Annotated in this window: 22 protein-coding genes and 12 tRNA genes; 3 read left to right on the forward strand and 31 right to left on the reverse strand. The window is 32.8% G+C overall.

The window, feature by feature from the left end; genetic code table 11:
* Window positions 1-92: 92 nt before the first annotated feature.
* The 12 genes from C661_RS0109645 to C661_RS22735 form a co-directional block, all read right to left on the reverse strand.
* Window positions 93-1,436, reverse strand: a complete 1,344-nt coding sequence (locus C661_RS0109645) for an acetyl-CoA carboxylase biotin carboxylase subunit (protein WP_017415113.1) — start codon at window positions 1,434-1,436, stop codon at window positions 93-95.
* Window positions 1,437-1,459: 23 nt separating this feature from the next.
* Window positions 1,460-1,897, reverse strand: coding sequence for a 3-hydroxyacyl-ACP dehydratase FabZ (gene fabZ / locus C661_RS0109650; protein ID WP_017415114.1), 438 nt, complete (start codon window positions 1,895-1,897; stop codon window positions 1,460-1,462).
* Between the two features lie 10 nt (window positions 1,898-1,907).
* Entirely contained in the window at window positions 1,908-2,414 is a 507-nt protein-coding gene (gene accB, locus C661_RS0109655) for an acetyl-CoA carboxylase biotin carboxyl carrier protein (protein WP_017415115.1), read from the reverse strand.
* Between the two features lie 2 nt (window positions 2,415-2,416).
* Complete coding sequence (gene fabF, locus C661_RS0109660) at window positions 2,417-3,655, reverse strand: beta-ketoacyl-ACP synthase II (RefSeq protein ID WP_017415116.1); 1,239 nt, start codon at window positions 3,653-3,655, stop codon at window positions 2,417-2,419.
* 18 nt (window positions 3,656-3,673) lie between these two features.
* Complete coding sequence (gene fabG / locus C661_RS0109665; protein WP_017415117.1) at window positions 3,674-4,414, reverse strand: 3-oxoacyl-[acyl-carrier-protein] reductase; 741 nt, start codon at window positions 4,412-4,414, stop codon at window positions 3,674-3,676.
* A gap of 179 nt (window positions 4,415-4,593) precedes the next feature.
* On the reverse strand, window positions 4,594-5,526 hold the full coding sequence (gene fabD, locus C661_RS0109670) for an ACP S-malonyltransferase (protein WP_017415118.1): 933 nt from the start codon (window positions 5,524-5,526) through the stop codon (window positions 4,594-4,596).
* 1 nt (window position 5,527) lies between these two features.
* On the reverse strand, window positions 5,528-6,478 hold the full coding sequence (gene fabK, locus C661_RS0109675) for an enoyl-[acyl-carrier-protein] reductase FabK (protein ID WP_017415119.1): 951 nt from the start codon (window positions 6,476-6,478) through the stop codon (window positions 5,528-5,530).
* 175 nt (window positions 6,479-6,653) lie between these two features.
* Window positions 6,654-6,887 carry an acyl carrier protein gene (gene acpP, locus C661_RS0109680; protein ID WP_017415120.1) on the reverse strand — a complete coding sequence of 78 codons (234 nt, stop codon included), beginning with the start codon at window positions 6,885-6,887 and terminating at the stop codon, window positions 6,654-6,656.
* A 79-nt stretch (window positions 6,888-6,966) separates the two neighbouring features.
* Window positions 6,967-7,950: a beta-ketoacyl-ACP synthase III gene (locus C661_RS0109685; RefSeq protein ID WP_017415121.1), complete on the reverse strand. Its 984-nt coding sequence runs from the start codon at window positions 7,948-7,950 to the stop codon at window positions 6,967-6,969.
* A 10-nt stretch (window positions 7,951-7,960) separates the two neighbouring features.
* Entirely contained in the window at window positions 7,961-8,425 is a 465-nt protein-coding gene (locus tag C661_RS0109690) for a MarR family winged helix-turn-helix transcriptional regulator (protein WP_017415122.1), read from the reverse strand.
* A 410-nt stretch (window positions 8,426-8,835) separates the two neighbouring features.
* The gene (locus C661_RS21640; protein WP_017415124.1) at window positions 8,836-9,486 is read right to left on the reverse strand and encodes a hypothetical protein; all 651 of its coding nucleotides are present in this window, start codon (window positions 9,484-9,486) and stop codon (window positions 8,836-8,838) included.
* A gap of 156 nt (window positions 9,487-9,642) precedes the next feature.
* Window positions 9,643-10,485 (reverse strand): M23 family metallopeptidase, encoded by an 843-nt coding sequence (locus C661_RS22735; protein WP_017415125.1) that lies wholly within the window; start codon window positions 10,483-10,485, stop codon window positions 9,643-9,645.
* 376 nt (window positions 10,486-10,861) lie between these two features.
* On the opposite strand from C661_RS22735, the gene C661_RS0109710 reads away from it, so the two are divergent.
* Window positions 10,862-11,845, forward strand: coding sequence for a DnaD domain protein (locus C661_RS0109710; protein WP_017415126.1), 984 nt, complete (start codon window positions 10,862-10,864; stop codon window positions 11,843-11,845).
* Window positions 11,838-12,809: an ATP-binding protein gene (locus C661_RS0109715; RefSeq protein ID WP_017415127.1), complete on the forward strand. Its 972-nt coding sequence runs from the start codon at window positions 11,838-11,840 to the stop codon at window positions 12,807-12,809. Before C661_RS0109710 ends, C661_RS0109715 begins: the two co-directional genes overlap by 8 nt.
* A 206-nt stretch (window positions 12,810-13,015) precedes the next feature.
* Here the strand turns inward: C661_RS0109715 and C661_RS0109720 are convergent.
* From C661_RS0109720 to C661_RS0109775, 12 genes are all read right to left on the reverse strand, one after another.
* A tRNA-Thr gene (locus tag C661_RS0109720) sits at window positions 13,016-13,090 on the reverse strand.
* A 6-nt stretch (window positions 13,091-13,096) separates the two neighbouring features.
* Window positions 13,097-13,173 (reverse strand) — tRNA-Asp (locus tag C661_RS0109725).
* A 3-nt stretch (window positions 13,174-13,176) separates the two neighbouring features.
* Window positions 13,177-13,252, reverse strand: a tRNA-Val gene (locus tag C661_RS0109730).
* 5 nt (window positions 13,253-13,257) lie between these two features.
* Window positions 13,258-13,332: transfer RNA gene (locus C661_RS0109735), tRNA-Glu, on the reverse strand.
* 16 nt (window positions 13,333-13,348) lie between these two features.
* Window positions 13,349-13,423, reverse strand: a tRNA-Thr gene (locus C661_RS0109740).
* A gap of 6 nt (window positions 13,424-13,429) precedes the next feature.
* Window positions 13,430-13,506, reverse strand: a tRNA-Asp gene (locus tag C661_RS0109745).
* 5 nt (window positions 13,507-13,511) lie between these two features.
* Window positions 13,512-13,587, reverse strand: a tRNA-Val gene (locus tag C661_RS0109750).
* A gap of 5 nt (window positions 13,588-13,592) precedes the next feature.
* Window positions 13,593-13,667: transfer RNA gene (locus C661_RS0109755), tRNA-Glu, on the reverse strand.
* Window positions 13,668-13,683: 16 nt separating this feature from the next.
* A tRNA-Thr gene (locus C661_RS0109760) sits at window positions 13,684-13,758 on the reverse strand.
* Between the two features lie 6 nt (window positions 13,759-13,764).
* Window positions 13,765-13,841: transfer RNA gene (locus C661_RS0109765), tRNA-Asp, on the reverse strand.
* Window positions 13,842-13,846: 5 nt separating this feature from the next.
* Window positions 13,847-13,922: transfer RNA gene (locus C661_RS0109770), tRNA-Val, on the reverse strand.
* Window positions 13,923-13,927: 5 nt separating this feature from the next.
* Window positions 13,928-14,002: transfer RNA gene (locus C661_RS0109775), tRNA-Glu, on the reverse strand.
* Between the two features lie 415 nt (window positions 14,003-14,417).
* Here C661_RS0109775 and C661_RS0109780 point away from each other — a divergent pair.
* Window positions 14,418-15,689 (forward strand): BaiN/RdsA family NAD(P)/FAD-dependent oxidoreductase, encoded by a 1,272-nt coding sequence (locus tag C661_RS0109780; protein WP_439328873.1) that lies wholly within the window; start codon window positions 14,418-14,420, stop codon window positions 15,687-15,689.
* A gap of 155 nt (window positions 15,690-15,844) precedes the next feature.
* Here the strand turns inward: C661_RS0109780 and C661_RS0109785 are convergent, their stop codons facing one another.
* From C661_RS0109785 to lonC, 7 genes are all read right to left on the reverse strand, one after another.
* Window positions 15,845-16,039, reverse strand: a complete 195-nt coding sequence (locus C661_RS0109785; protein WP_017415129.1) for a DUF1858 domain-containing protein — start codon at window positions 16,037-16,039, stop codon at window positions 15,845-15,847.
* 350 nt (window positions 16,040-16,389) lie between these two features.
* The gene (locus C661_RS0109790; protein WP_017415130.1) at window positions 16,390-17,676 is read right to left on the reverse strand and encodes an adenylosuccinate synthase; all 1,287 of its coding nucleotides are present in this window, start codon (window positions 17,674-17,676) and stop codon (window positions 16,390-16,392) included.
* A 59-nt stretch (window positions 17,677-17,735) separates the two neighbouring features.
* A complete protein-coding gene (locus tag C661_RS0109795; protein WP_017415131.1) occupies window positions 17,736-19,115 on the reverse strand; it encodes an NAD(P)/FAD-dependent oxidoreductase in 1,380 nt (459 codons plus the stop codon).
* A gap of 473 nt (window positions 19,116-19,588) precedes the next feature.
* Window positions 19,589-20,548: a 3'-5' exoribonuclease YhaM family protein gene (locus C661_RS0109800; protein ID WP_017415132.1), complete on the reverse strand. Its 960-nt coding sequence runs from the start codon at window positions 20,546-20,548 to the stop codon at window positions 19,589-19,591.
* Window positions 20,549-20,802: 254 nt separating this feature from the next.
* Complete coding sequence (locus C661_RS23120; protein WP_017415133.1) at window positions 20,803-21,201, reverse strand: TM2 domain-containing protein; 399 nt, start codon at window positions 21,199-21,201, stop codon at window positions 20,803-20,805.
* 140 nt (window positions 21,202-21,341) lie between these two features.
* Window positions 21,342-22,673, reverse strand: coding sequence for a replicative DNA helicase (locus tag C661_RS0109810; RefSeq protein ID WP_017415134.1), 1,332 nt, complete (start codon window positions 22,671-22,673; stop codon window positions 21,342-21,344).
* Between the two features lie 132 nt (window positions 22,674-22,805).
* On the reverse strand, window positions 22,806-24,638 hold the full coding sequence (gene lonC / locus C661_RS0109815; protein ID WP_083861652.1) for a Lon family ATP-dependent protease: 1,833 nt from the start codon (window positions 24,636-24,638) through the stop codon (window positions 22,806-22,808).
* Window positions 24,639-24,732: the final 94 nt, after the last annotated feature.

Raw genomic sequence — 24,732 nt, forward strand, 5'->3', positions numbered from 1 at the left:
AATTTTTTATCTTATAAGTTTATAATATTACACTTTAAAATTTTTATGATAACCTATCCCTAATTATGACTCTATATTTTAAAGTATATACATTATAATTTTAGTTCACTACTTATAAAACTTGTGTCAAAGTCTCCACTAATAAACTTTTCATTTGATAAAATCTCAAGATGTAAATCAATATTAGTGTGAATTCCTTCTATAATAAACTCACTTAATGCTCTTTTCATCTTATTTATTGCTTCATTTCTATCTTTGCCATGAACAATAAGCTTTCCTACCATGGAATCATACACTGGAGGTATTTTATATCCTTGATATACTCCTGAGTCTAGTCTTACTCCATTTCCTCCAGGAATTAATAAACTTTTTATCTCTCCTGGGGATGGCATGAAGTTCTTATAAGGGTTTTCTGCATTAATTCTACATTCAATTGCATGCCCTCTTAAAACAATATCTTCTTGAGTAAAACTTAAAGCTTCACCATAGGCTACTTTAATTTGTTCTTTAATTAAATCTATTCCTGTTACCATTTCTGTTACAGGGTGTTCTACCTGTATCCTTGTATTCATCTCCATAAAGTAGAAGTTTAAATTCTTATCAACTAAAAATTCTATGGTACCTGCATTTTTGTATCCTATAGCCTTAGCTGCTCTAACTGCAGTTTCTCCCATTTCTTTTCTTAAAGCTTCAGTTAGCACTACAGAAGGAGCCTCTTCTAGTACCTTTTGATTTTTTCTCTGCACAGAACATTCTCTTTCCCCAAGATATACTACATTTCCGTAGCTATCTCCTATTATTTGAATTTCTACGTGCCTTGGCCTCTCAACAAATTTTTCTATATACATAGAATCATCATTAAAGGAAGCTTTTGCTTCGGTTCTTGCAGTGTTGAATTCCTTTATAACATCCTTTGAATCTCTTACAATTCTAATACCTTTTCCTCCGCCACCTGCAGAAGCTTTTATCATTATGGGATATCCTATGGAGTTTGCAATTTTTAAGGCCTCTTTTTCATCTTTTACAATTCCTTTTGAACCAGGTACTACTGGTACCTTAGCCTCTATCATTATTTCTTTAGCCTTAGACTTATTTCCCATGTTTTCTATATTATCTGAAGATGGTCCAATGAATTTGATATTACATTCTTCACACATCTTTGCAAACTTGGGATTCTCTGATAGAAATCCAAAGCCGGGATGTATAGCCTCAGCACCTTTTAAAATTGTAGCACTTAATATATTCTTATCATTTAAATAACTATCTCTTGATGGGGCAGGACCTACGCAAACTGCTTCATCAGCTAATTGTGTATGAAGTGCATCCTTATCAGCTTCTGAATAGATTGCAACAGTTTGTATTCCCATTTCTCTACAAGCTCTAATTATTCTAACCGCTATTTCTCCTCTATTTGCAATTAATATCTTCTTAAACATACTATTACCATCCTAAATTAAAATTACATTCCTACAGCAAAGGTAAGTTCACACTCACAAGCAACTTCTCCATCTACTGTAGCTAATGCCTTTCCAATTCCTACAGGTCCTTTCATCTTGATTATTTCAACCTGTAATTTTAATGTATCTCCTGGAACTACTTTCTTTCTAAATCTAGCTTCCTTAATTCCTCCGAAATAGGCTATCTTTCCTCTGAATTTTTCTGAATGTAAAAGGGCAACTGCTCCTACTTGAGCTAGTGCCTCTACTATTATTACTCCAGGTAATACTGGTTCTTGCGGGAAGTGACCTTGAAAGAAATACTCATTCATGGTTACATTTTTATATCCCACTGCACTTTTACCACTTTCTAAGGATTCAATATAATCTACGAATAAAAAAGGATATCTATGAGGAATAATTTCCTGTATTTGTTTTATATCTAAAGCAATATTTTTCATAACTTATCTCCTAAAGCTTTATTTTGAATAAGGGCTCACCATACTCTATCATTTGACCATTTTTACCTAAAATTTCTACTATAGTTCCCTCTACTTCACTTTCTATTTCATTCATAAGCTTCATAGCTTCAACTATGCAAAGTACAGTTCCCTTTCCAACTACATCTCCCACTTTTACATAAGGCTCTGAGTTTTCGCTAGGAGAAATATAGAAAGTTCCTACCATTGGAGATTTAACCATGTATAAATTCTCATCTTCTACCTCTTTTTTAGGAACTTCTTTTTCACTTGATGAAGTATTTACTTCTTCCTTACTCACAATATGATTACAATCTACACCAACAGAACTTTCTTTTTCCTCAACCAAACTAGATTTATCTACTGTTGTCTCACTTAAAACTACCTTTGTTGAATTCTTACTCATTCTTATCTTAATTTCACTAGTTTCAACTTCTAGTTCTTTTACTGTAGAATCACTTAGTGCTTTTATAAGCTGCTCTATAGATTTATAATCCATGATTATTCCTCCCACTTCTTAAATAATAATGTAGCATTATGTCCACCAAATCCTAAAGAATTGGACATAGCATATTTAAGTTGCGCATTTCTTCCCACGTTAGGTACATAGTCAAGATCACATTCTTCATCCTTCTCTATAAGTCCAATAGTTGGAGGAATAAACCCTTCCTGTAATGCCTTAACACAAACAATAGCCTCTACTGCTCCTGCAGCTCCTAAAAGGTGTCCTATCATTGACTTTGTAGAACTTACTGGAATGTCATAAGCCTTTTCCTTGAAAAGATTTTTAATTGCTATGGTTTCAAATTTATCATTATATGGAGTGCTTGTTCCATGAGCATTAATATATGAAACCTGCTCTAAGTTAATTTCTGCTTCTTTCACAGCAATCTCCATAGCCTTTCTAGCTCCCTCACCATCATTAGCTGGTTGAGTTATATGGTAAGCATCACAAGTAGTTCCATATCCAACAATTTCACCGTATATTTTTGCATTTCTCTTCTGAGCATGCTCTAAACTTTCAATAACTAATATTCCTGCTCCTTCACCCATTACAAATCCATTTCTTTCTTTATCGAAAGGAATAGAAGCTCTTTTAGGATCTTCACTTCTGCTTAAAGCTGTTAGGGATGTAAATCCTGCCACTGCAGTTTCAGTAATAGGTGCTTCACAGCCCCCAGCAATCATTATATCTGCTCTATCTGCCTTAATCATTTCAAAAGCTTCTCCAATGCTATTAGTACCTGTAGCACAAGCAGTTACTACTGATAAACAAGGTCCTTTGGCATTGTATTTTATACCAATATGTCCACTGGCAATATTAGCAATCATCATTGGTACCATAAAAGGAGATACTCTATTAGGTCCTTTGGCAAGAAGCTTACTATGCTCATTCTCTAAAGTATATAGTCCCCCAATTCCTGAGCCTACTACTATACCAAATCTTTCTGAGTCCACTGAATTAATATCTAGCTTTGCATCCTTTATAGCTTCTTCACTAGCTACCATTGCATATTGAGTGTATTTATCCATTCTCTTGATTTCTTTTTTATCTATTGCAACTTCTGGATTAAAGTCTTTTATTTCTGCTGCTAATTTTACCTTGAAGTTTTCTGTGTTTATTGTCTTAATAAAGTCAATACCACAAACTCCTTCTTTAACTCCATTCCAAAACTTATTTACATCATTACCTATAGGAGTTACAGCTCCCATTCCTGTAATTACAACTCTTTTTCCCATTTAAATTCCCTCCTAATCCTACATTACCATTCCGCCATCAACATGAACAACTTGACCTGTAATATAACTTGCCATGTTTGATGCTAAAAATACAGCGAGATTTGCTACATCCTCGCCTTTTCCAAAAGCCTTAAGAGGTATGCCATTTAGCATTGCTTCTTTAACTTTATCACTTAAAACCTCAGTCATATCACTTTCAATAAATCCAGGGGCAATGGCATTTACTGTTATTCCTCTTGAACCAACTTCCTTAGCAAGAGATTTCGTAAATCCAATTACTCCAGCTTTAGAAGCTGCATAATTTGCCTGACCAGCATTTCCTATAACCCCTACTACGGAAGAAATATTTATGATCCTTCCACCTTTAGCTTTTATCATTTTAGAAATTACTGCCTTTGACGTATTAAAGGTTCCTTTAAGATTTGTGTTTATAACTGAGTCAAAATCTTCTTCTTTCATTCTCATAAACAGTCCATCTTTAGTTATTCCTGCATTATTAACTAAAATATCTACAGAGTTTAACTCCTCTATAGTAGTATTAATTAAGTTTTCTGCATCCTTAAAATTACTAATATCACCTTTGACCTTTATAGCCCTAACTCCATAGGCTTCTATTTCCTTAACTAAATTATCTGCAAGTTCTTCATTGCCTCTATAATTAATAACTACATTAGCTCCATTTTGGGCAAAGGCTAATGCTATTGCTCTACCAATACCTCTACTTGCTCCTGTTATAATTGCATTTTTTCCCTTTAACATATTCTACTCTCCCCTAATGTAATTATAGGCAGTTAAATCTTAAAGAATTCATTAGGACTTAACTGTACCTGAAAATTTTTAATGAACTTTATTATATGACTCCCACTATGTCCTATGGTATATGCTTAATTTCAGTGAGAGTCAAAGCTAAAGCTATCCTATAAAAGTTGTTGGGACTTTTATTGCAAAGCTTCTAAAACTTTACTTAAGGAAGCTAAATCCTCTACATTATATACCGTTAAGGCTCTATTTATTTTCTTTACAAATCCACTTAAAGCTTTTCCTGGACCTACTTCTATGAAGGTATCAACACCTTCACTTATCATTGTATTTATAGATTTTTCCCATTGTACCGAACTTTTAACTTGATTTTTCAGTATATCTTTCAAATCTTCTATTCCTTCTAAAGTCTCACCAGTTAGGTTGGGTATAAACTTAATATTAAAATCACTAAAGTTTACTTTACCTAATTCTTCTCTTAATCTATTAGAAGCATTTTCTAACAATTCAGTGTGAAAGGCACCACTAACAGGGAGTTTAATTACCTTTTTAGCACCTCTTTCATTCAAAAGCTCTATAGCTTTGTTTAGAGGTTCTATTTCCCCGGCAATTACAATTTGTCCTGGACAATTATAATTTGCTATAGAAATTACCCCTAAGTCCTTGCACTCATTGCAAATTTCTTGAATAATTTCCTGTGAAACACCCAAAACTGCAGCCATTTCACCCTTATACTTATCACTATCTTCTTTCATGAAGCTTCCTCTTTTTTCTACCAATACTAAAGCCTCTTCAAGAGAAAGTGCTCCACTGGCAACAAGAGCTGAATACTCACCAAGACTTAGTCCTGCTACCATCATAGGTTTTATCCCATGTTTCTTCAAAACTTCTAGAGCTGCTATAGAAGTAGTTAAAATTGCTACCTGAGTATTATTTGTACTCGTTAACTCTTCCATTGGACCTTGAAAACATAGGTTAGATATATTTCTTCCTAAAATCCTATCAGCCTTATTAAATACTTCCTTCGCCTCAGAAAAATTATCATATAATTCCTTTCCCATGCCCACATATTGAGCTCCTTGTCCTGGGAATATAAATCCAACTTTTCTCATATTATCCTCCAAAATTAACTGAAGAAATCTTTTCTAAAACTTCCTTAGCACCTTCTACTAAGTCTTTTAAAATTTCTTCACAGCTTTCTTCTTTTTTTATTAATCCAGCTATTTGTCCTGCCATAACTGAACCATTATCTATATCTCCTTCAACAACGGCCTTTCTTAAAGCCCCTGATCCTAACTTTTCAATTTCTTCAAAGGATGCTGCTTGTTTCTCTAGGTTAACAAACTCTCTTGAAAGTTTATTTCTAAGGACTCTTACAGGGTGCCCCGTGCTTCTACCCGTTACCATTGAGTCTATATCCTTTGCATCAATAACTTTTTTCTTGTAGTTTTCATGGACATTGCATTCTCTTGCTACTAAAAATCTAGTTCCAACTTGAACTCCTTGGGCTCCTAACATAAATGCTGCTGCCATACCTCTTCCGTCTCCAACACCACCAGCCGCAATTACAGGAATATTTACACTATCCACGATTTGTGGAACCAATGACATAGTAGTTAATTCTCCAATGTGACCTCCTGCTTCCATACCTTCAGCAATAACAGCATCAGCACCGCTTCTTTCCATTCTTTTTGCTAAGGCAACTGAGGCAACTACAGGAATTACCTTAATATTATGACTCTTCCACATATCCATATACTTTCCAGGATTTCCAGCTCCTGTTGTAACTACTTTTACCCCTTCTTCACAAACTATTTTTGCTACTTCATCTGCATTTTCACTTAGTAGCATAATGTTCACACCAAAAGGTTTATCAGTAAGTTCTTTTGCCTTTCTAATTTCTTTTCTTATATTTTCTGGAATATTAGTACCTGCTGCAATAATTCCAAGCCCTCCAGCATTGGACACTGCACTAGCTAAACTGCTATCTGCAATCCAGGCCATTCCTCCTTGAATAACAGGATATTTTATTCCAAGTATTGAGCATATATCTGATTTAATCATGTTTACCTCCTATGGTTAAGGTCAGATAGTATTTCCATCTGACCTTAAATAATGAACAAGTTCATTTTGTTCATTAACCTTGAAAGGATAATGAATCCTTTCAAAATTAATATTATGCTACTGACCTCTACTTAAAGAGAATTAGAGGTTTCTCTTTCTAAGCTAAGGTTAATTCTTATTCTTCAACCTTAGACTTCACGTAATTTACTATATCTCCTATTGTTTTAATGTTTTCAATATCCTCATTTGGAATTTCAATATTAAATTCTTCTTCTAAGCTCATAACAATTTCAAATATTTCTAAAGAGTCTACTCCTAAATCTTCTGTGAAAGTTGATTCTACTTTTACTTCCTCTACCTCCATAGATAACTGATCTGCTATAACCTTTTTAACTTTTTCTAATACCATTTTAAATTCCTCCTCAAATTTGTTTATATATGATTAAGTTTTGTTTTTATCAATTATATACATTTACCTATTATTTGGTTTAAAGGTCTTTATTCCAAGTTATTAGTGCACTTCCAAAAGTAAGCCCACCACCAAATCCTATAACTACAATTTTATTACCCTTTTTAAAGGCTCCACTTTTATTACCTTCATCTAAAGCAATTGGTATACTTGCTCCAGAGGTATTTCCAAATCTATTTAAATTAATAATAAACTTTTCTAAAGATACACCTATCTTCCTGCTAAAGGCTTCTATCATTCTAATGTTAGCTTGGTGTGGAACTATAAAATCAATATCTTCTTTATTTAATTTTGCCTCATTTAGAATTCTATTAAATTCACTTTCCATAACTTTTACAGCAAACTTATAAATTTCTTTTCCTTCCATAGTTACCTTACTATTTACAGGTATTGTATCCATAATAAATGGATTTTCTAAGGCTACTGAACCACAGGTTAGTGCTTCCCACTTCTCGCCTTCACTTTTACAATTAATATAAGATAGTCCATCAACAGTGCTTTCCTTTAGTACTGCTGCACCTGCCCCATCTCCAAATAGTATGCTAGTACTTCTATCTTCCCAATTTATTATCTTAGATAAAACCTCAGCCCCAATAATTAATGCTGTTTTAAACCTGCCAGAGGCCATAAAACCTCTAGCAATATCTAATCCAAAAACAAAACCACTACAAGCAGCATTAATATCAAAAGCCATAGCATTATGTGCTCCAATATTTTTTTGAACTTTACAAGCTACTGAGGGAACTAAAGAGTCAGGGCTGCAAGTAGCTACAATAACAAGATCAATTTCTTCAGCCTGCAAATTGCCATCCTTTAAGGCTTCTAAAGCGGCTTTTGTTGCAAGGTCTGAAGTTTCCTCTCCTGTTGAGATGTGTCTGCTCTCTATTCCAGTCCTGGATACTATCCACTCATTAGAGGTATCCATTATAGTTTCTAACATTTCATTAGTAACCATATGTTTTGGAGTATAAGAGCCTGTTCCTATAATTTCTATATTTCTCATCTCTGCCTCCTTACTTGCCATCTAAGTGATACTTAGATTTAAAAAATAAATTTAGCTTTTCTAAGGATTTAATTAAAATCCCCTCTTCTTCCTTACTTAATCCATTTATAGTTTCCTCAACCATTGTTTGATGAAACTTTTGGTGAATTCTATATGCAAGTTTTCCTTTTCTAGTGAGGGCAATCATTACTGCTCTCCTATCTTCTTCGCCTCTTTGTCTTTCAACATATTCTTTTTTCACAAGTTTATTTATAGCAGTGGTTAAAGTACCTACTGTAATATTTAAGTCTTGGGCAACCTCACTCATAGTTCTTGATCCATACATTCCAATAGCTTCTATTGTATGTATTTCTGTTATTGACAAATCATTAAGAACTCCTTCCTTTAGAGCATTTTGCTCTATCTGAAGGATATCATTAAAGGTTTCTACCAATAATTCATTTAACACTTTTTTATTTGAAGAAGTTGATAACATTTTTAATCTTCTCCTTTACTTTGACAATCAAATATTTTGATAATCAAAGTATATAACTAATAAAACTATATGTCAATATGGTTTTTATTAGTACAGAAATTTTTTTGTAATAATTTTACATAAAAATTTCTGTACTTAACTACTATTTTATTAGCATTAACTGTTTCCCTATTATTTCCCATGATCTATATCCTTAAACTCCTTTTCCATATTTACCACCAATAAGTTTGGTTGAAATCCTAATTTTTCAGAAAAAAAATAGACTATCAGTATTTACTAATAGTCTATTTTTAGGGGTAAGGGGTAAGGGTTTATATTTATAGGTAACCAAATTACTATTGTATAAATTTTCTTTGGTTCCTTGTTAGCTTTTACTTCTTAGAATATTAACACTTTATCCTAAACTTATATTATGCTCTTTCTATATTGTATATATAGTCATCTTCATTGTTTGTTTCATAGAATTTATACCCATCATTTACTGAACTTACAAATCCTTTTAAATATATAAATCTTAAGCTATAAAACAAGTTTATATCTGCACCCACTCTATCGAAATTGCCTCTATGAACACAAGAAGTGTTTATCCATCTCACTACATCTTCATCTGCTTGGATTAGTTTTTGCACTCTATCACATGGCATTCCCTCAAGAATATAGTTGTTTAAAGTTGAAAATATATCCTTAGCATTTTCAGGACTTTCCTTGTGCTTTGCTATTTCACCTTGCTTAACTCCATTATTGTAAAATATGTCTTCTGCGATTTTTAGTGCATCATCTCCATATTTATCAATAAATCTTGCTAAAATAATAGCTACTCTGCTTTCTCCATTTTGAATCTTGTTTTGAAGCCATCCATGAATATTTCCTAAATCTATTAATTCTTCAATAGATTTAGTTCTGTCGATAAGTTCTCCAAATTCCTTTGTTTTTTCAACTATTTCTCTTGCCTCTTCACCATAAACTTCAAGGTACTTATTTCTTAAATCCATTTCTATATCTTGGAACATAAGTATTTTATTAAATAACCAACTATGAATTGGTGCTAAAAATGCGCTCATATAACTATTCTCCTTTTCGCTTATATTATTTTATAAAATTCATTCTAATAAAGGTTTAAAGTCTTACTTAGTAAATATACTTAGTAATTTTTCCTATAGTTATATGATAATCTAAATTTAAAAATTTATCCGTAACCTATGTTACAATATGTATAATTAATATTGTTTGTTATTTCCATATTTAAGTGGATCCACAGGGTTTCCATTTATCTTTACTTCGAAATGTAGATGTGGTCCCGTACTATCTCCTGTACTGCCTACATCTGCGATATGATCCCCTCTTTTTACTTCTTCTCCACTATTAACATAAAGTTTATTGCAGTGAGCATAAATTGTTTCCATTCCATTACCATGATTTATTTTTACAACTTTACCATAACCCTTAAGTATTCCTGAAAAGGAAACCTTACCATCAAGAGCTGCTTCTACAGGTGTTCCTAAATTCGCAGCTAAGTCTATGCCCTTATGCATAACACCATCTCTCACCCCAAAGGAGGAGGTTAGCCACCCTATTGTTGGAGTGTGTAAGGCACTATTCAAAGTAACCATTTTATTTCCTCCAGAACTTATTACTGGTACTGCCTTGCTTTCTTTAACAATTGTAAAAGATATTATATTTTTTTTATTATTGTTGTTGTACTCTACTATTTTATTGCTTAAAGTTTCAGCAGTATTTAACTGATTTTCATCACAAGTTATCTTTTCATAAGTTATCTTATTATTTATAATCACAGTTTTTATTTCACTTATTTTTGCCTTAGCTAGATATCTTTCCTTTACTATCTCTATGGCTTTATTTCCAACCTCCTCATTATTTACAACTCCAACTTCTATTCCATCAGACTTCATAATGAGTCCATCCACTTCATTACTTGTCACTTTATTACTTACAGCTCCAGTATAAATTTTGTTACTATTTGACATAATCATAAGAGTAATAAAGATTATAGTTACAATTACTATAAATATTTCCTTACTTATTGATTTAATGTTTACCATATTATACCTCCATATCTCTAGTGATAATATTCCCTTCATGAGGTAATTTTAAACATAAGTCATATATTCTTAATTTTTTTCCCTTGTTTTCTGAGTATATGTTATACTAGGATTAAGTCATCTTTTTAAAAATAACTAGTTAGTAGGGTAGTTTATTTTGTGTTCTATAGTGATGAAAGAGCCTGTTTCTTCATTGGCAAATTCATACTTATAGCCACAAAATATAAGTTATATCAGAAACTTTTTATTTTGTTTTAGATGGATAAAATACTAATGGAAGTGTTTAATTATTATAAAATACTTCCTGTTGATATTAATAATGTTTAACATTATAATATTTTAGTATTAACATTATAATGAGAAAGGTAGAGATTCCATGAGCACTTTTATGTTTAAGAATAAAACTTTAGATTATACTCCTGTAAGTAATGTGTTCATAGATAGGTACATGGCAAAGGCTAGAGGTGAATACGTCAAGGTTTATCTCCTTGGGCTTAAGTATTGCATAAGTGGAGAACTTGGTGCAAACTCCGGTCTAATTGCTTCAACTCTTTCTCTTTTAGAGACAGATGTGTTAAATGCCTGGAATTATTGGCATGATGAGGGCATAGTGAAAATGTCTGCTATTGATAATATGGGAAACTTCAATATTGAATTTCTAAATCTAAGCAATATTCAAGAAGATGGAGAGAAAAATCTAAATCTTTTAAGAGAACTAGATAATTCTTCAGTAAAAGGAATGTTACAAGATATAGAAAAACTAATTGGCCGTCCTCTATCCCCTAAGGAAATGACCCTTTACTTAGGTTGGCAAAAGGATTTTAATTTTTCCCCTGAGTTAATTTTATTATTGATTCAGTATTGTGTATCTAAAGGAAAAAATGATTATAGATACATAGAAAAAATAGCAATGGCATGGCATGATTCTAAAATAAAGGACATTGAAGGCGCCCAAAGCTTCATAAAAAAACATGAGGATAAGTGGATTAATATAAGAAAGATACTTACATACTTAGGAGTTAAAAATGCTGATATAATGAAGCCTCAAGAAGAAATCCTTGAGAAATGGCTAAGTGTTTATAAGTTTCCTATTAATATTATTTATAAAGCCTGCGATATATGTTTTGAAAGACTAAACAGGGCAGACTTTAAATATATTGATGGTATATTAAATAGTTGGTTTAAAGACAATATCAAGAGTTTAGAAGATATTGAGAAAAAAGATAGAAAAAAACTTACTCATAAGCCTATTATAAATAATTCCACTAATTCCAAAGGCAACTTCAACAACTATGAACAGCGTACTTATGATTTTGATGAATTAGAAAGAAAACTATTAGGATGGGATAATAATGATTAACAGTCATCACCTTGAAATAATGAAAATTTATGAAGATATTAGAACTAAAGAACAGGATAATCTAAGAAAAAGAAGAGCTGAAATTGAAGCTAAACTTCCTGAAGTGATTCAAATTGAAAATAATATAGGTAAGCTATGTATTCAAATGTCTTTGAATGCTCTTAGAAATTTAGAAAGTAGAGATGAGTATTTAAATGAAGTAAGGGAAAACATAACAACTCTTAGGATTAAAAAATCTGAGCTTCTAGTATCTCACGGATATTCTATGGATTACCTTGAGTTAAACTATAACTGTCCCAAATGTAAGGATACTGGCTTTTTAGGTAAAGCAAAGTGTGCCTGCTATAAACAAAAATTAGTTAAAATTTATTATAATAATGCAGATTTATCAAAGCTTTTGCAAAAAAACAATTTTGATAACTTTAAATTAGATTACTATTCCACCTCAAATAATGGCCCAGAAAGGTTTAGCCCAAGAGAAAACATCGAACAAATCGTAAGTAAAACTTGGAGCTTTATAAAAAACTTTAAAGATACTGATGAAAATCTTCTTTTCTACGGCAATTCTGGAACTGGGAAAACCTTTTTATCTCATTGCATTGCTAAAGAATTATTAGATAAGGGATACTTCGTAGTGTATAAAACATCAGAAGAGCTAATTAAGAGTTTAAAGGACATAAAATTTAACGGTAACTTAGAATTAGAAGAGCATCTTATAAATTGCGATTTATTAATTATTGATGACTTAGGAACTGAAATGTCTTCAGATTTTTCTAAGACTGAACTATTTAATTTATTAAATGGAAAGTTGTTAAAGGGAAAGAAGATGCTTGTATCCACTAATTATTCACTAGATGGCCTTACAAACATGTACTCTGAAAGAATAACTTCAAGACTTATAGGGAATTTTGACTTATTTAAGTTTTATGGAAATGATATTAGATTACAAAAGAAGATGGCATAAAAGACAAGGGCTTCCTTGTCTTTTTTTATTGGATTCAAAAGTGAACACTTATTTTACTCATCTTCCTGAAGCCTTAGGGTACACAAGGTAGAAATAATGATAAGCTAAGTCTTAGCTTTATTTCCTGAATTATAATTTTCATAACTTAGTTTCATAATTTAAATATATCAAAAAACGAAAAAACCTTGAATATAATTCAAGGTTTTTGGAGCTGGCAATAGGAATCGAACCTACAACCTGCTGATTACAAGTCAGCTGCTCTACCGTTGAGCCATGCCAGCAAAGTATGGCGACCCAGAAGGGACTCGAACCCTCGACCTCCGGCGTGACAGGCCGGCACTCTAACCAACTGAGCCACTGGGCCATATGGTGGTCGCAACAGGGATCGAACCTGTGACCCTCTGCTTGTAAGGCAGATGCTCTCCCAGCTGAGCTATGCGACCGCAAATGGTGACTCCTAGGGGAATCGAACCCCTGTTACCACCGTGAAAGGGTGGTGTCTTGACCGCTTGACCAAGGAGCCATATTAAATTTAAAAGTGGAGCTGGCAATAGGAATCGAACCTACAACCTGCTGATTACAAGTCAGCTGCTCTACCGTTGAGCCATGCCAGCAAAATATGGCGACCCAGAAGGGACTCGAACCCTCGACCTCCGGCGTGACAGGCCGGCACTCTAACCAACTGAGCCACTGGGCCATATGTGGTGGTCGCAACAGGGATCGAACCTGTGACCCTCTGCTTGTAAGGCAGATGCTCTCCCAGCTGAGCTATGCGACCGCAAATGGTGACTCCTAGGGGAATCGAACCCCTGTTACCACCGTGAAAGGGTGGTGTCTTGACCGCTTGACCAAGGAGCCATATTAAATTTAAAAGTGGAGCTGGCAATAGGAATCGAACCTACAACCTGCTGATTACAAGTCAGCTGCTCTACCGTTGAGCCATGCCAGCAAAATATGGCGACCCAGAAGGGACTCGAACCCTCGACCTCCGGCGTGACAGGCCGGCACTCTAACCAACTGAGCCACTGGGCCATATGTGGTGGTCGCAACAGGGATCGAACCTGTGACCCTCTGCTTGTAAGGCAGATGCTCTCCCAGCTGAGCTATGCGACCGCAAATGGTGACTCCTAGGGGAATCGAACCCCTGTTACCACCGTGAAAGGGTGGTGTCTTGACCGCTTGACCAAGGAGCCATATGTCATTTATCTTTTGCTCATCGGGATTATTTTGCTGCCTTCCGGCTCACCCGACATGTATTATAATACAAAATATTTCACCTTATGTCAACAACATTTTAAAAGTTTTTTTATTTTTTCACTTTGTAATTTTTTCCCTAAGAAGTTTTATAGGTTTATTGATTTATTTATTGCTCATAATTATATTGTACACTTTAAGATTTTTATGGATTCTCATACCTTACTTTTATCAAATAGAAATAATAACTGTATCAATAATTCTTCCCTATTTTATATTGTTTTTATGAAAACTTTTTAAGTAATTATACCTATTATTTGCATTGTAAAATAATATAAACTACGATACATGAGAAGTTTCCTATAGGATTTCTTGAAAAAAATACTAAAAAACATTATTCTTAGATATATACTTATGCTTCAAATTAAGAAAGGAGAGTTAATCTTGAATTATGACTTAATTATTATAGGTGGTGGGGCTTGTGGTATTACAGCTTCAATTATGGCTAAAGACCTAGGTATAAACGTTGCTTTAATTGAAGGCACTGATAGAATTGGTAAAAAAATTCTCACTACTGGTAATGGAAGATGTAACATAACCAACTCTGGCCTTAGTTATTTAAGATATCACAGTGACAATAACTTGTTTTTTAAATATACATTAAATGCTTTCCCTTTAGAGAAAACTATAAATTATTTTAATTCTTTAGGCCTTTATCTAATTACTCTAGAGGAGGGCAAAATGTACCCAATGTCCTTACAGGCTTCCTCTGTATTAGATATTTTTAGAATGAACCTTGAGGATAAGGCTATTCCCATTTATGTTAATACTAAGGTTAAAGAAATTAAGAAAGATAAAAGTTTTAAGATAGTTTCCCAAAATGGAGAGGTATTTACTAGTAAGTATGTCCTACTTTGTACTGGGGGCAAAAGTTATTCTAAGACCGGCTCTGATGGCTCTGGATATAACCTAGCTAAAGCTTTAGGTCACAATATTATTCCCACGGCCCCTGGTCTTGTACAATTAAAGCTTCAATACAATAGACTTAAAGCTATATCTGGAATAAAGTTTGATGGTTCTGTGTCAATATTTTTAGATGAAACCTTAAAGAGAGTAGAAACTGGAGAAATTTTATTTACTGACTATGGCATTTCTGGGCCTCCTATTCTTCAACTTAGTAGATTTGCTTCTAAAGGGGTATTGAATAAAAAAAGTGTCACTATTAAAGTGGATATGATGAAGGATTATTCTAAGGATGGCTTAATAGATTTTTTAGAAAGTCATTTTGCTATGTTCTCCCATCGTTCCATTTCAGAAAATTTAGTGGGCATTATCAATAAAAAACTCATCCCCATTATTCTTAAAGAAGCTGGTGTGGAAGATATTCACTCAATTACTTATAATGTTACCTATGATATAAGATATAAGCTTTATAATTTATTAAAAGAGTGGGACTTTAGTGTATGTGGAACTAACTCCTTTGACAACGCTCAGGTGACCTTAGGCGGCATTGACACCACTGAAGTGAGTGAGACTACCCTTGAATCAAAATTAGTTTCTAAGCTTTACTTTGGGGGAGAAATATTAGATGTGGATGGGGATTGTGGTGGCTTTAACCTTCAATGGGCTTGGAGTAGCGCTAATCTAGCAGTAAAAAGCATTTACAATGCTTTAAATTCAAAGTAAGTATCCATTAATCCTATAACCCTAAAGTTAATTAACTATATATCTGAAGCTAAAACTTTTATATAAATCTAACCGCAAATTACCTATAGTTTAATGATTAACTTAAAATAATAAAGGTAAGAAGGATCCTTCTTACCTTTATTATTTATATTAAACTATTCAACTGCTTTGTTTAATTCTTGTAAAAGTTCCTCTAAGTTAATTCCATGAACCATAGCTGCTTCTTCTAAAGTTTCAGCTTGAGCTGATGGGCAACCTACGCAACCCATTCCAAATCTCATTAATATTTCTGGAGATTGTGGGTAAGTTCTAACTATTTCACCAATTGTCATTGTTTTTGCTATTTTCATATATATCACCTCATAAATTATTTTAATTATATTATGTTTATAATGTATTTTTAATATTCTCTATGAACTTATTATAGCACTAAGGAGAAATAATTAGTGTAACTTATGTTACAAGATTCATTTTATTTTTCTATAGATAAAATTTATTTATAGCCTTAGTTTAAATGCAAATTACTTTAGTTTATTCAAGGGTTTAGGTATAAGACTTAATTTATATTTAAATATTATAAATGGATTATTACTTCACAGAATTATAAAATAAATCTTAAGCACAAAAAGAGCTACTGCTATAAAAATTACTTTTTATCTTAAACAGTTGCCCTTTTTATATATTTTTTTGTTTTAATTAATTATAACTTATTCACCATCATAGTTTGATCTCTTCTTGGGCCCACAGATATAATTGAAATATTAACACCTGTAAACTCCTCTATTCTCTTTAAGTATATCTTTGCATTCTCAGGTAGTTCTTCATAGGTTCTTGCATCCTTAATGCTTTCATCCCATCCATCAAACTCTTCATATACAGGCTCACATTTAGCTAAATCTTCTAAGCTAGCTGGGAAGTAATCTATAACTTTGTCCTCTAACTTATATCCAACACATACTTTAAGTTTTTCAAGACCAGCTAAAGTGTCTATCTTAGTTATACCAAAGCTTGTTAATCCTGAAATTCTAGCTGCAGTTTTAAGTATTACTAGGTCAAGCCATCCACATCTTCTACTTCTTCCTGTAGTAGTACCATACTCAAAGCCTTTTTCTCTAATCCAATCCCCTGTTTCATCATTTAATTCCGTTGGGAATGGTCCTTTACCTACTCTTGTAGTGTATCCTTTAACAATTCCTACTGCGCCATCAACCATAGTAGGCCCTATTCCTGCACCAGTACAAACGCCTCCAGCTACAGTATTAGAAGATGTTACATAAGGATAAGATCCAAAGTCTATATCAAGAAGTGTTCCTTGAGCACCCTCAAATAACACTTTTTTTCCTGCCTTTATGCTATCATAAATTTTAACTGAAGTATCTGTAACATATGGCTTTATTCTTTCTCCATACTTAACATAAGCCTCATAAACTTCATTAAAATTAAGCTGCTCTCCATCATAAACCTTTGCTATTAGTGTATTTTTCATCTCTAAATATTCTTCAAGCTTTACCTTAAGCACCTCAGGTTTTATTAAATCACAAATTCTAATTCCACATCTTTCAACCTTATCTGTATAACAAGGACCTATGCCTTTTCTAGTTGTACCAATATCATTTTTACCTCTTGCTTCTTCTTTTAGTCCATCAAGTAACTTATGATATGGCATGATAACTTGTGCTCTATCACTAATTAATAATCTTTCTGGAGTAATATCTTCACCTAAAGCTCCTAGGTAATCAACCTCTTTAAAAAGCGCTTCAGGATCTACCACTACACCATTAGCAATAATATTCAACTTATCCTTATATAATATGCCTGAAGGTATAAGATGAAGCTTATATTGTTTATCTCCTACTTCAACAGTGTGACCTGCATTATTTCCGCCTTGGAATCTAACAATTACTTCTGCAGTTTCTGCTAAATAATCAGTCATCTTCCCCTTTCCTTCATCTCCCCATTGAGCTCCTAATACTACGTATGATGACATAAAAATTCCTCTCTTTCTTTTACTAAATCATATATTATTAAACAAATTAATGGTAAAAACTAATTATACTTTTTGCCTAAAATTCTAGCCACATACACTCCACTAGCTGAAGCTTGTGACAAGGAGTGAGTTACTCCTGATCCATCTCCAAGAACGTATAAACCTTTTATTTTTGTCTCTAAATTATTATCTACTTCCACATTTGAGTTGTAGAACTTAACCTCAACACCATATAAAAGAGTATCTTCATTAGCACTACCTGGTGCAATATTATCTAGAGCATAAATCATCTCTATTATAGCATCTAATTGGCGTTTAGGAATTACTAAGCTCAAATCTCCTGGTGTAGCCTTTAAAGTTGGATTTGTAAAGCTCTTGCTAAGCCTATGTTCATTAGTTCTTCTTCCTTTAACCAAATCACCAAATCTTTGAACTAATACTCCTCCACCCAGCATATTGCTAAGTCTTGCAATAGACTCTCCATACTCATTACTGTTTTTAAAAGGCTCAGTAAAGTTATTAGAAACTAACAGTGCAAAGTTTGTATTTTCTGTATGAAGTTCTGGATTTGAATAGCTATGACCATTTACTGTTACTATTCCATTGGTATTCTCATTTACTACCTCTCCATGAGGATTCATGCAAAAAGTTCTAACTAAATCTCCATACTTCTTAGTTCTATAAACTACTTTACTCTCATATACCTCTGAAGTTATGTGTTCAAACACTGCAGCTGGAAGTTCAACTCTAACCCCAATATCAACTCTATTACTTCTAGTTTCTATTCCTAATTTCTCACAAATCTTAGATATCCATTTAGAACCTGAACGTCCGCTTGCTACTATTAAGTCTTTACATTTATACTCTCCATTATCAGTAGCAACTATGAAATCTTCTCCATCCTTACAAATATCTTTGACTTCTGTATTGAAAATCATATCTACTTTTTCTTTTAAGTGATTATACATATTTCCTAATATCTTAAGATTTCTGTCTGTACCAAGATGTCTTACCTTTGCATCTAATAGATGCAAATCATGTTGAAGCGCCTTAGTTTTTAACATGCTATTAGCTGTAGAATATAGTTTTGCATCACTGCCACCATTGTCACAAAGGACTTTATCTACATAATACATTAAATCTAAAGCTTCTTCCTTACCAATATGTTTATATAAATCTCCACCGAAATTGTTTGTAATATTATATTTTCCATCTGAAAGACTTCCTGCTCCACCATATCCATTCATTATATTGCAATATTTGCAATGGATACAGCTTTTTATAGTCTTTCCATTAATAGGGCATCTTCTCTTTTCTAAGCTATTACCTTTTTCTATCATCAAAACCTTTGCCTTAGAATTTAAAACTGTAAGCTCATAAGCTGAAAATATTCCACTAGCGCCTGCGCCAACGATTATAATATCATATAAGTTATTCATTATTATCACCCCATAATTATATTAACAAAATTCACTTACTTTAGTCAATGAAAACACGAATATTTATATTTAATACAATTAAATAATTCGTGAAAAAAATCCTGTTATTATCTAAATTTTTTACTTACTTCCGTAGATTTATGCTAAATTTGTAAACAATTCAAAAGGTGATTTCTTATATATGAATTATTAACAATAAACTTCTTATAAATTACCTATAGTTCTTTATAGAGAAACCACTTCAACATTTAATTTATCTCTGCCAAGCAGTGTTTTCTCGAAGAGAGATATGCAAGCTCAATTAATTTAATTACTTAACTTATACATGAGTCCTACCCTGGTTCCCTTAAGGGGTTATGAAGATGAATAAGTTGAAATTCTATCATGGAACCCTATACTTATAAATAACTTTAGTCTATCAAATCAGAAAACACCGTTTAAACTGTCTTTAAAAGCAATTTAAACGGTGTTCTTTATTTAACCTTAGACTTATATAAAGTTATGTTTTCTAAGCTATAAATTTTCTCTGAAAAATCTCCTTCATTTACATCATGTAATGCTTTTTGCATATCATACATTCTAGCATCTAATATGTCTAAATAATGAAGCATTTCAGCTTCTGGAATCATAGGCTTTTTAGGACTTCCATACTCAGGTTCGTAATGGTGAGATAGAATCATATGTTGAAGTAACATTACAACTTCAGTATCTGCCTCTAACTCTTTACCAGCTCTATCTATCAGGTTAATTCCAAGAATTATATGCCCTAAAAGCTGCCCTTCTGTAGTATATTGAGAAACTATACCTAATTCACTAGAGTCCATTTCATAAATTTTTGCAATGTCGTGTAAAATAATTCCAGCATATAAAAGATCCTTATTTAAGTGACTATAAATTTCTAAAAGCTTTTCTCCTGCTTTTAGCATAGTAGTTGTATGATATAAAAGACCTCCCCTTATTGCATGGTGGTTGGATTTTGCTGCAGGATAGTGCATCATCTTATTACTACATTGTAAAATTATATTTTCTACAATGCCTCTTATATCTTTATTTTCTATCTTCTCTATAAACTCTAATATAGTATCAAACATATCTTCTGATTTATAGGGTGCTGACAGTACGAAATCATCAATATTAATTTTATCCTCAGAGGTTATATTTCTTATTTTTTCAATCTTTAACTGCAGTTTACCTCTATATTCATTAGCCACTCCTCTAACCTTTACTACCATGTTATCCTTAAACATTTGTTCAAGTTCACTGCTCCACTCCCAAAGTTTTGCATTTATTTCTCCAGTAGAATCTGTAAGGTTAAAGTCTAAATATTTATTTGTACTGCTATTATTTGTTACCTTACAATCTACAGTCTTTACTAAGAAATACCCTTCTATCTTATCGTTTTTATTAAAATCTACTATTTTTTTATACACCATGTAATCTCTCCTCAAACCTGGATTTAATGAGTCTATGTGCTATTATTACTATGTACCTATAATTATAATATATTTATTCCTTTGTACAATAAATAGTAAATAAGATTTTATTACCCTTCCTATTAATAGTACAAAATTTAAAGAATCATATTATAAAATATTCTTAAACATAATCACATAAATGAATATTATCAAATTCAAAAAAAATATACAATAATAATCGAGAAAAAGATGTGACTAAAAATCACATCTTTCTATGCTGCCTCTTCAATAGAACTTTTACTTCTCTTTATTTTTCTTCCATCTTCGTCTGTAAACTCACTTAAGGATATAATCACTAAATCTACCAAAGTCCAAATTCCAAACCCACCAAGGGTTAACAGCATTAGAATTGCAGTGCCACCTTTTCCTACATAAAACCTATGGAATCCAATTAACCCTAAAAGGATACATAAAATTAATACTACGGACCACTTTTTATTACTTACATCTTCTTTTTCTGATGAGTCTATTGTATCATTTTCCTCTTTTTTTACCTCTTGACCCTTAGAGTTAAATTCATTAAGTCCATCTTCCTCCAAAAGGTTATGACCACAATTAGAACATGTAAGTGCACCACTGTCATTAATAAAGTTACACTTAGTACATAACATAAGGATAACACCTCACTTATCAAACTATATATATATCCTTATGTTAATTTGTATCTTTATATTACTTTTAATTTAAGATTAATAAAGTTAATAATAAACTTAATTCCTATATTAAGATAGCTTCAAGCCATAGAAAAAATCTATTGTTGATGTACCACATCAAGATTTCCAAACTTACTGAATTGACCAAGCCATGCAAGCCTCACTGTTCCAACTGGGCCGTTTCTTTGTTTTGCAATTATACACTCAGCCACATTTTTTTCTTCTGTTTCCTTATTGTAGTACTCATCTCTATATAAAAACATAACTAAGTCAGCATCCTGCTCAATAGATCCAGACTCCCTTAGGTCAGATAACATTGGTCTATGATCTGCCCTTTGCTCCGGCGCACGGGAAAGCTGTGATAGTGCAATTACTGGACACTTCATTTCCTTTGCTATAGCTTTAATACTTCTTGATATTTCAGATACTTCTTGTTGTCTATTATCTGGATTACTTCCACTCATAAGCTGAAGATAGTCAATAATTATCATGTCTATACCATGTTCAAGCTTTAATCTTCTACACTTTGAACGCATTTCCATAACCGAAATACCTGCAGTATCATCTATGAAAATTTTAGCAGCTGCAAGTGGACCTGAAGCCCTTGCAATATTTTCCCAGTCCTTATCTTCAAGATTACCTGTTCTAAGCCTTAACATATCTACATTAGCTTCTGCACACAAGAGTTTATAGGCAAGCTGCTCTTTACTCATCTCTAGTGAAAAGATAGCTATCTTTTTTCCTGCTCTAAGTGCTGCATGTTGAGCTAAGTTAAGAACAAAGGTAGTTTTTCCCATAGAAGGTCTTGCTGCAATAAGCACCATGTCTCCACTTTGAAAACCGGAAGTTTTATCATCAAGATCCTTGAACCCACTTGGCACTCCTGTAGTATCCCCTTTATTATTGAACATTCTCTCAATCTCTAAAAATCCTCTTTCTAGCACTACATTCATTGGCTCAAAATCACTTGAATTTTTCGTTTGAGAAAGACCAAATATTCTTTTCTCTGCTAAGTCCATTACTGCTTCAACATTATCTTGTTTATTGTAACTCTGCTCTATTATTTCTGTAGAAGTTCTTATAAGCTTTCTTAAGGTAGATTTATCCTCCACTATTTGTATGTAAGAACTTATGTTAGCTGTGGTTGGTACTGAGTTACTTATCTCTGTTATGTAAGTTATTCCTCCAGCTTCCTCCAGCTTCTCTGTGGATCGTAAATAGTCAAGTAGGGTTATCATATCTACTGGTGTATCCTTCTGATACAGGTCTCTTATAGCACTAAAAATCACCTTATGGGTATCTCTATAAAAATCCTCTGCATTTAATACCTCTACTGCTTGAGCAATAGCTGTTTTATCTATAAGCATAGACCCAAGCACTGATTGTTCTGCATCCAGATTTTGAGGCATACTTCTAATAGGTTCTTCCATGTAATCATCTCCCTTCTAGTAATATGTATAAATTGCAAAGTATTTCTAAATTAAAATATATAAGTCTAATTAATTATAAATTATAACCCTGCCATATAATTATAGCAGGGTTTAAAATTTATAAAATATATTTTAAAACACTATATCTAATAATTCCTCGATAGTTGATACTACCTGAACTTCTATATCTTCAAGACCAACTGGAACTTCCTTCTCATTATCCTTTGGTACAACAACGGTTTTTATACCTTTTCTTCTAGCACCATAGACTTTTTCGAAGATTCCTCCTACTGGTTTAACCTTCCCCCTTAAAGATACTTCCCCTGTTACTGCAATATCTTGTCTTATAGGTTTATTAAGTAGCGCACTGATTATACATACTGTTATGGCAGCTCCTGCTGAAGGTCCATCAATTTTTCCGCCACCTACAATATTTACATGTATATCATAATCTTTAATATCTTTATTTGTTATTTTTCTTATAACTGAAGCTGCATTAAATACAGAGTCTTTTGCCATGGATCCAGCAGTCTCATTAAACCTTACAGTTCCTGCTCCCTTTTCCTTAGCTTCAAACACTACGGCTTCTATCTCTAAGGTAGAGCCTAAAAATCCTGCAACCCCAAGTCCATATATTTGTCCAACTTCTTTTTCACTATTGTTATTTGTCTCTTCATAAGGCTTCATCCTACTTATTGAGATAACTTCATTTAAGTCCTCAAAAGTTATAAGAGTATCCTTATCTTCATTATAGCCTTTATTATATAAAACATATCCATATACATCTGCTAATAAATTAACTGCTTTTCTTCCTTCTATGGTATATCTACTGATTTCCCTAGCAATACCATCCTCTAGCTTAAGGTTTAACTTTTTAGCAGCATTTAATACAATATTTTCTATATCTTTAGTTGAAAGTGGCTCAAAATATACTTCAGTACATCTTGATCTTAAGGCTGGATTTATTTCTCCAGGTTCTCTAGTGGTTGCTCCTATAAGAACGAAATCCGCTGGAGCTCCCTTATCAAATAAAAACTTTATATATTGAGGAGTATTCTCATCGTCTGGATCATAGTAAGAAGATGAAAACTCTACTCTCTTATCTTCTAAAACCTTTAATAGCTTGTTTTGAAGTGTTGAATCTAACTCTCCAATTTCATCTATAAATAATACTCCGCCATGGGCCTCTGTAACAAGACCTGGCTTTGGTTCTGGTATTCCTGTTTCCGCTAAATCTCTTTTACTTCCTTGATAAATAGGGTCATGTACTGAGCCTAAAAGTGGATTTGCGATTTCTCTTGGATCCCATCTTAAGGTTGTCCCATCCACTTCCACAAACTTAGCTTCCTTATCATAAGGAGTATATTTTAGCTTTCTAGCTTCTTCTAATGCAAGTCTTGCTGCACTAGTTTTCCCAACCCCAGGAGGTCCATATAAAATAATATGTTGTGGGTATGGAGAAGACATTTTTGAAATTAAAGATTTTATAGCTCTATCTTGTCCAATAATTTCTGAAAAACCTTCAGGTCTTAGCATGGACATGATGTTTTTTGTAAGTTTTTTAGAGTCTAAAACTTCTAACTCTGCATATTTTTTTAATGTCTTAGCATTCTCTGGTCCTTTTTGTTTTTTAAGGATGCCTAATCTTAGTTCCTCTACATACTTATCTTGCTTTTCAATTAAGTATTGTTCCACTTGAGTTTCGATTTTATTTTGAACATATCTTTTAGCTACCAAATCACTTAAAGCCTTACTTGTTGCTTCTAAAACCTCTAAGGCATTACTACTGTTAGGAGTTATTTCTATTCCTTTGCCATTAGTAACAATTTTGTTTAAGGCATATAGTTTTTTATAAATATCCTTGCTATTAATATACTTTTGTAGCTTATACTTAACCACCCTAGCCTTTATAGTTCCTTCGTCTAGTACCTTATGCATAAGTTCAAACATTACTTCTACTTGCATGTCTACAGATATTGTTTTATCAAAATCAAAGGTATTAAATTCATTAATAGATTGTAATCTCAAAATTAAGTCGCATTAGAAGGCACCGTAAGCC

Source organism: Clostridium tunisiense TJ (genome assembly GCF_000300195.1).
Lineage (GTDB): Bacteria > Bacillota > Clostridia > Clostridiales > Clostridiaceae > Clostridium_J > Clostridium_J tunisiense.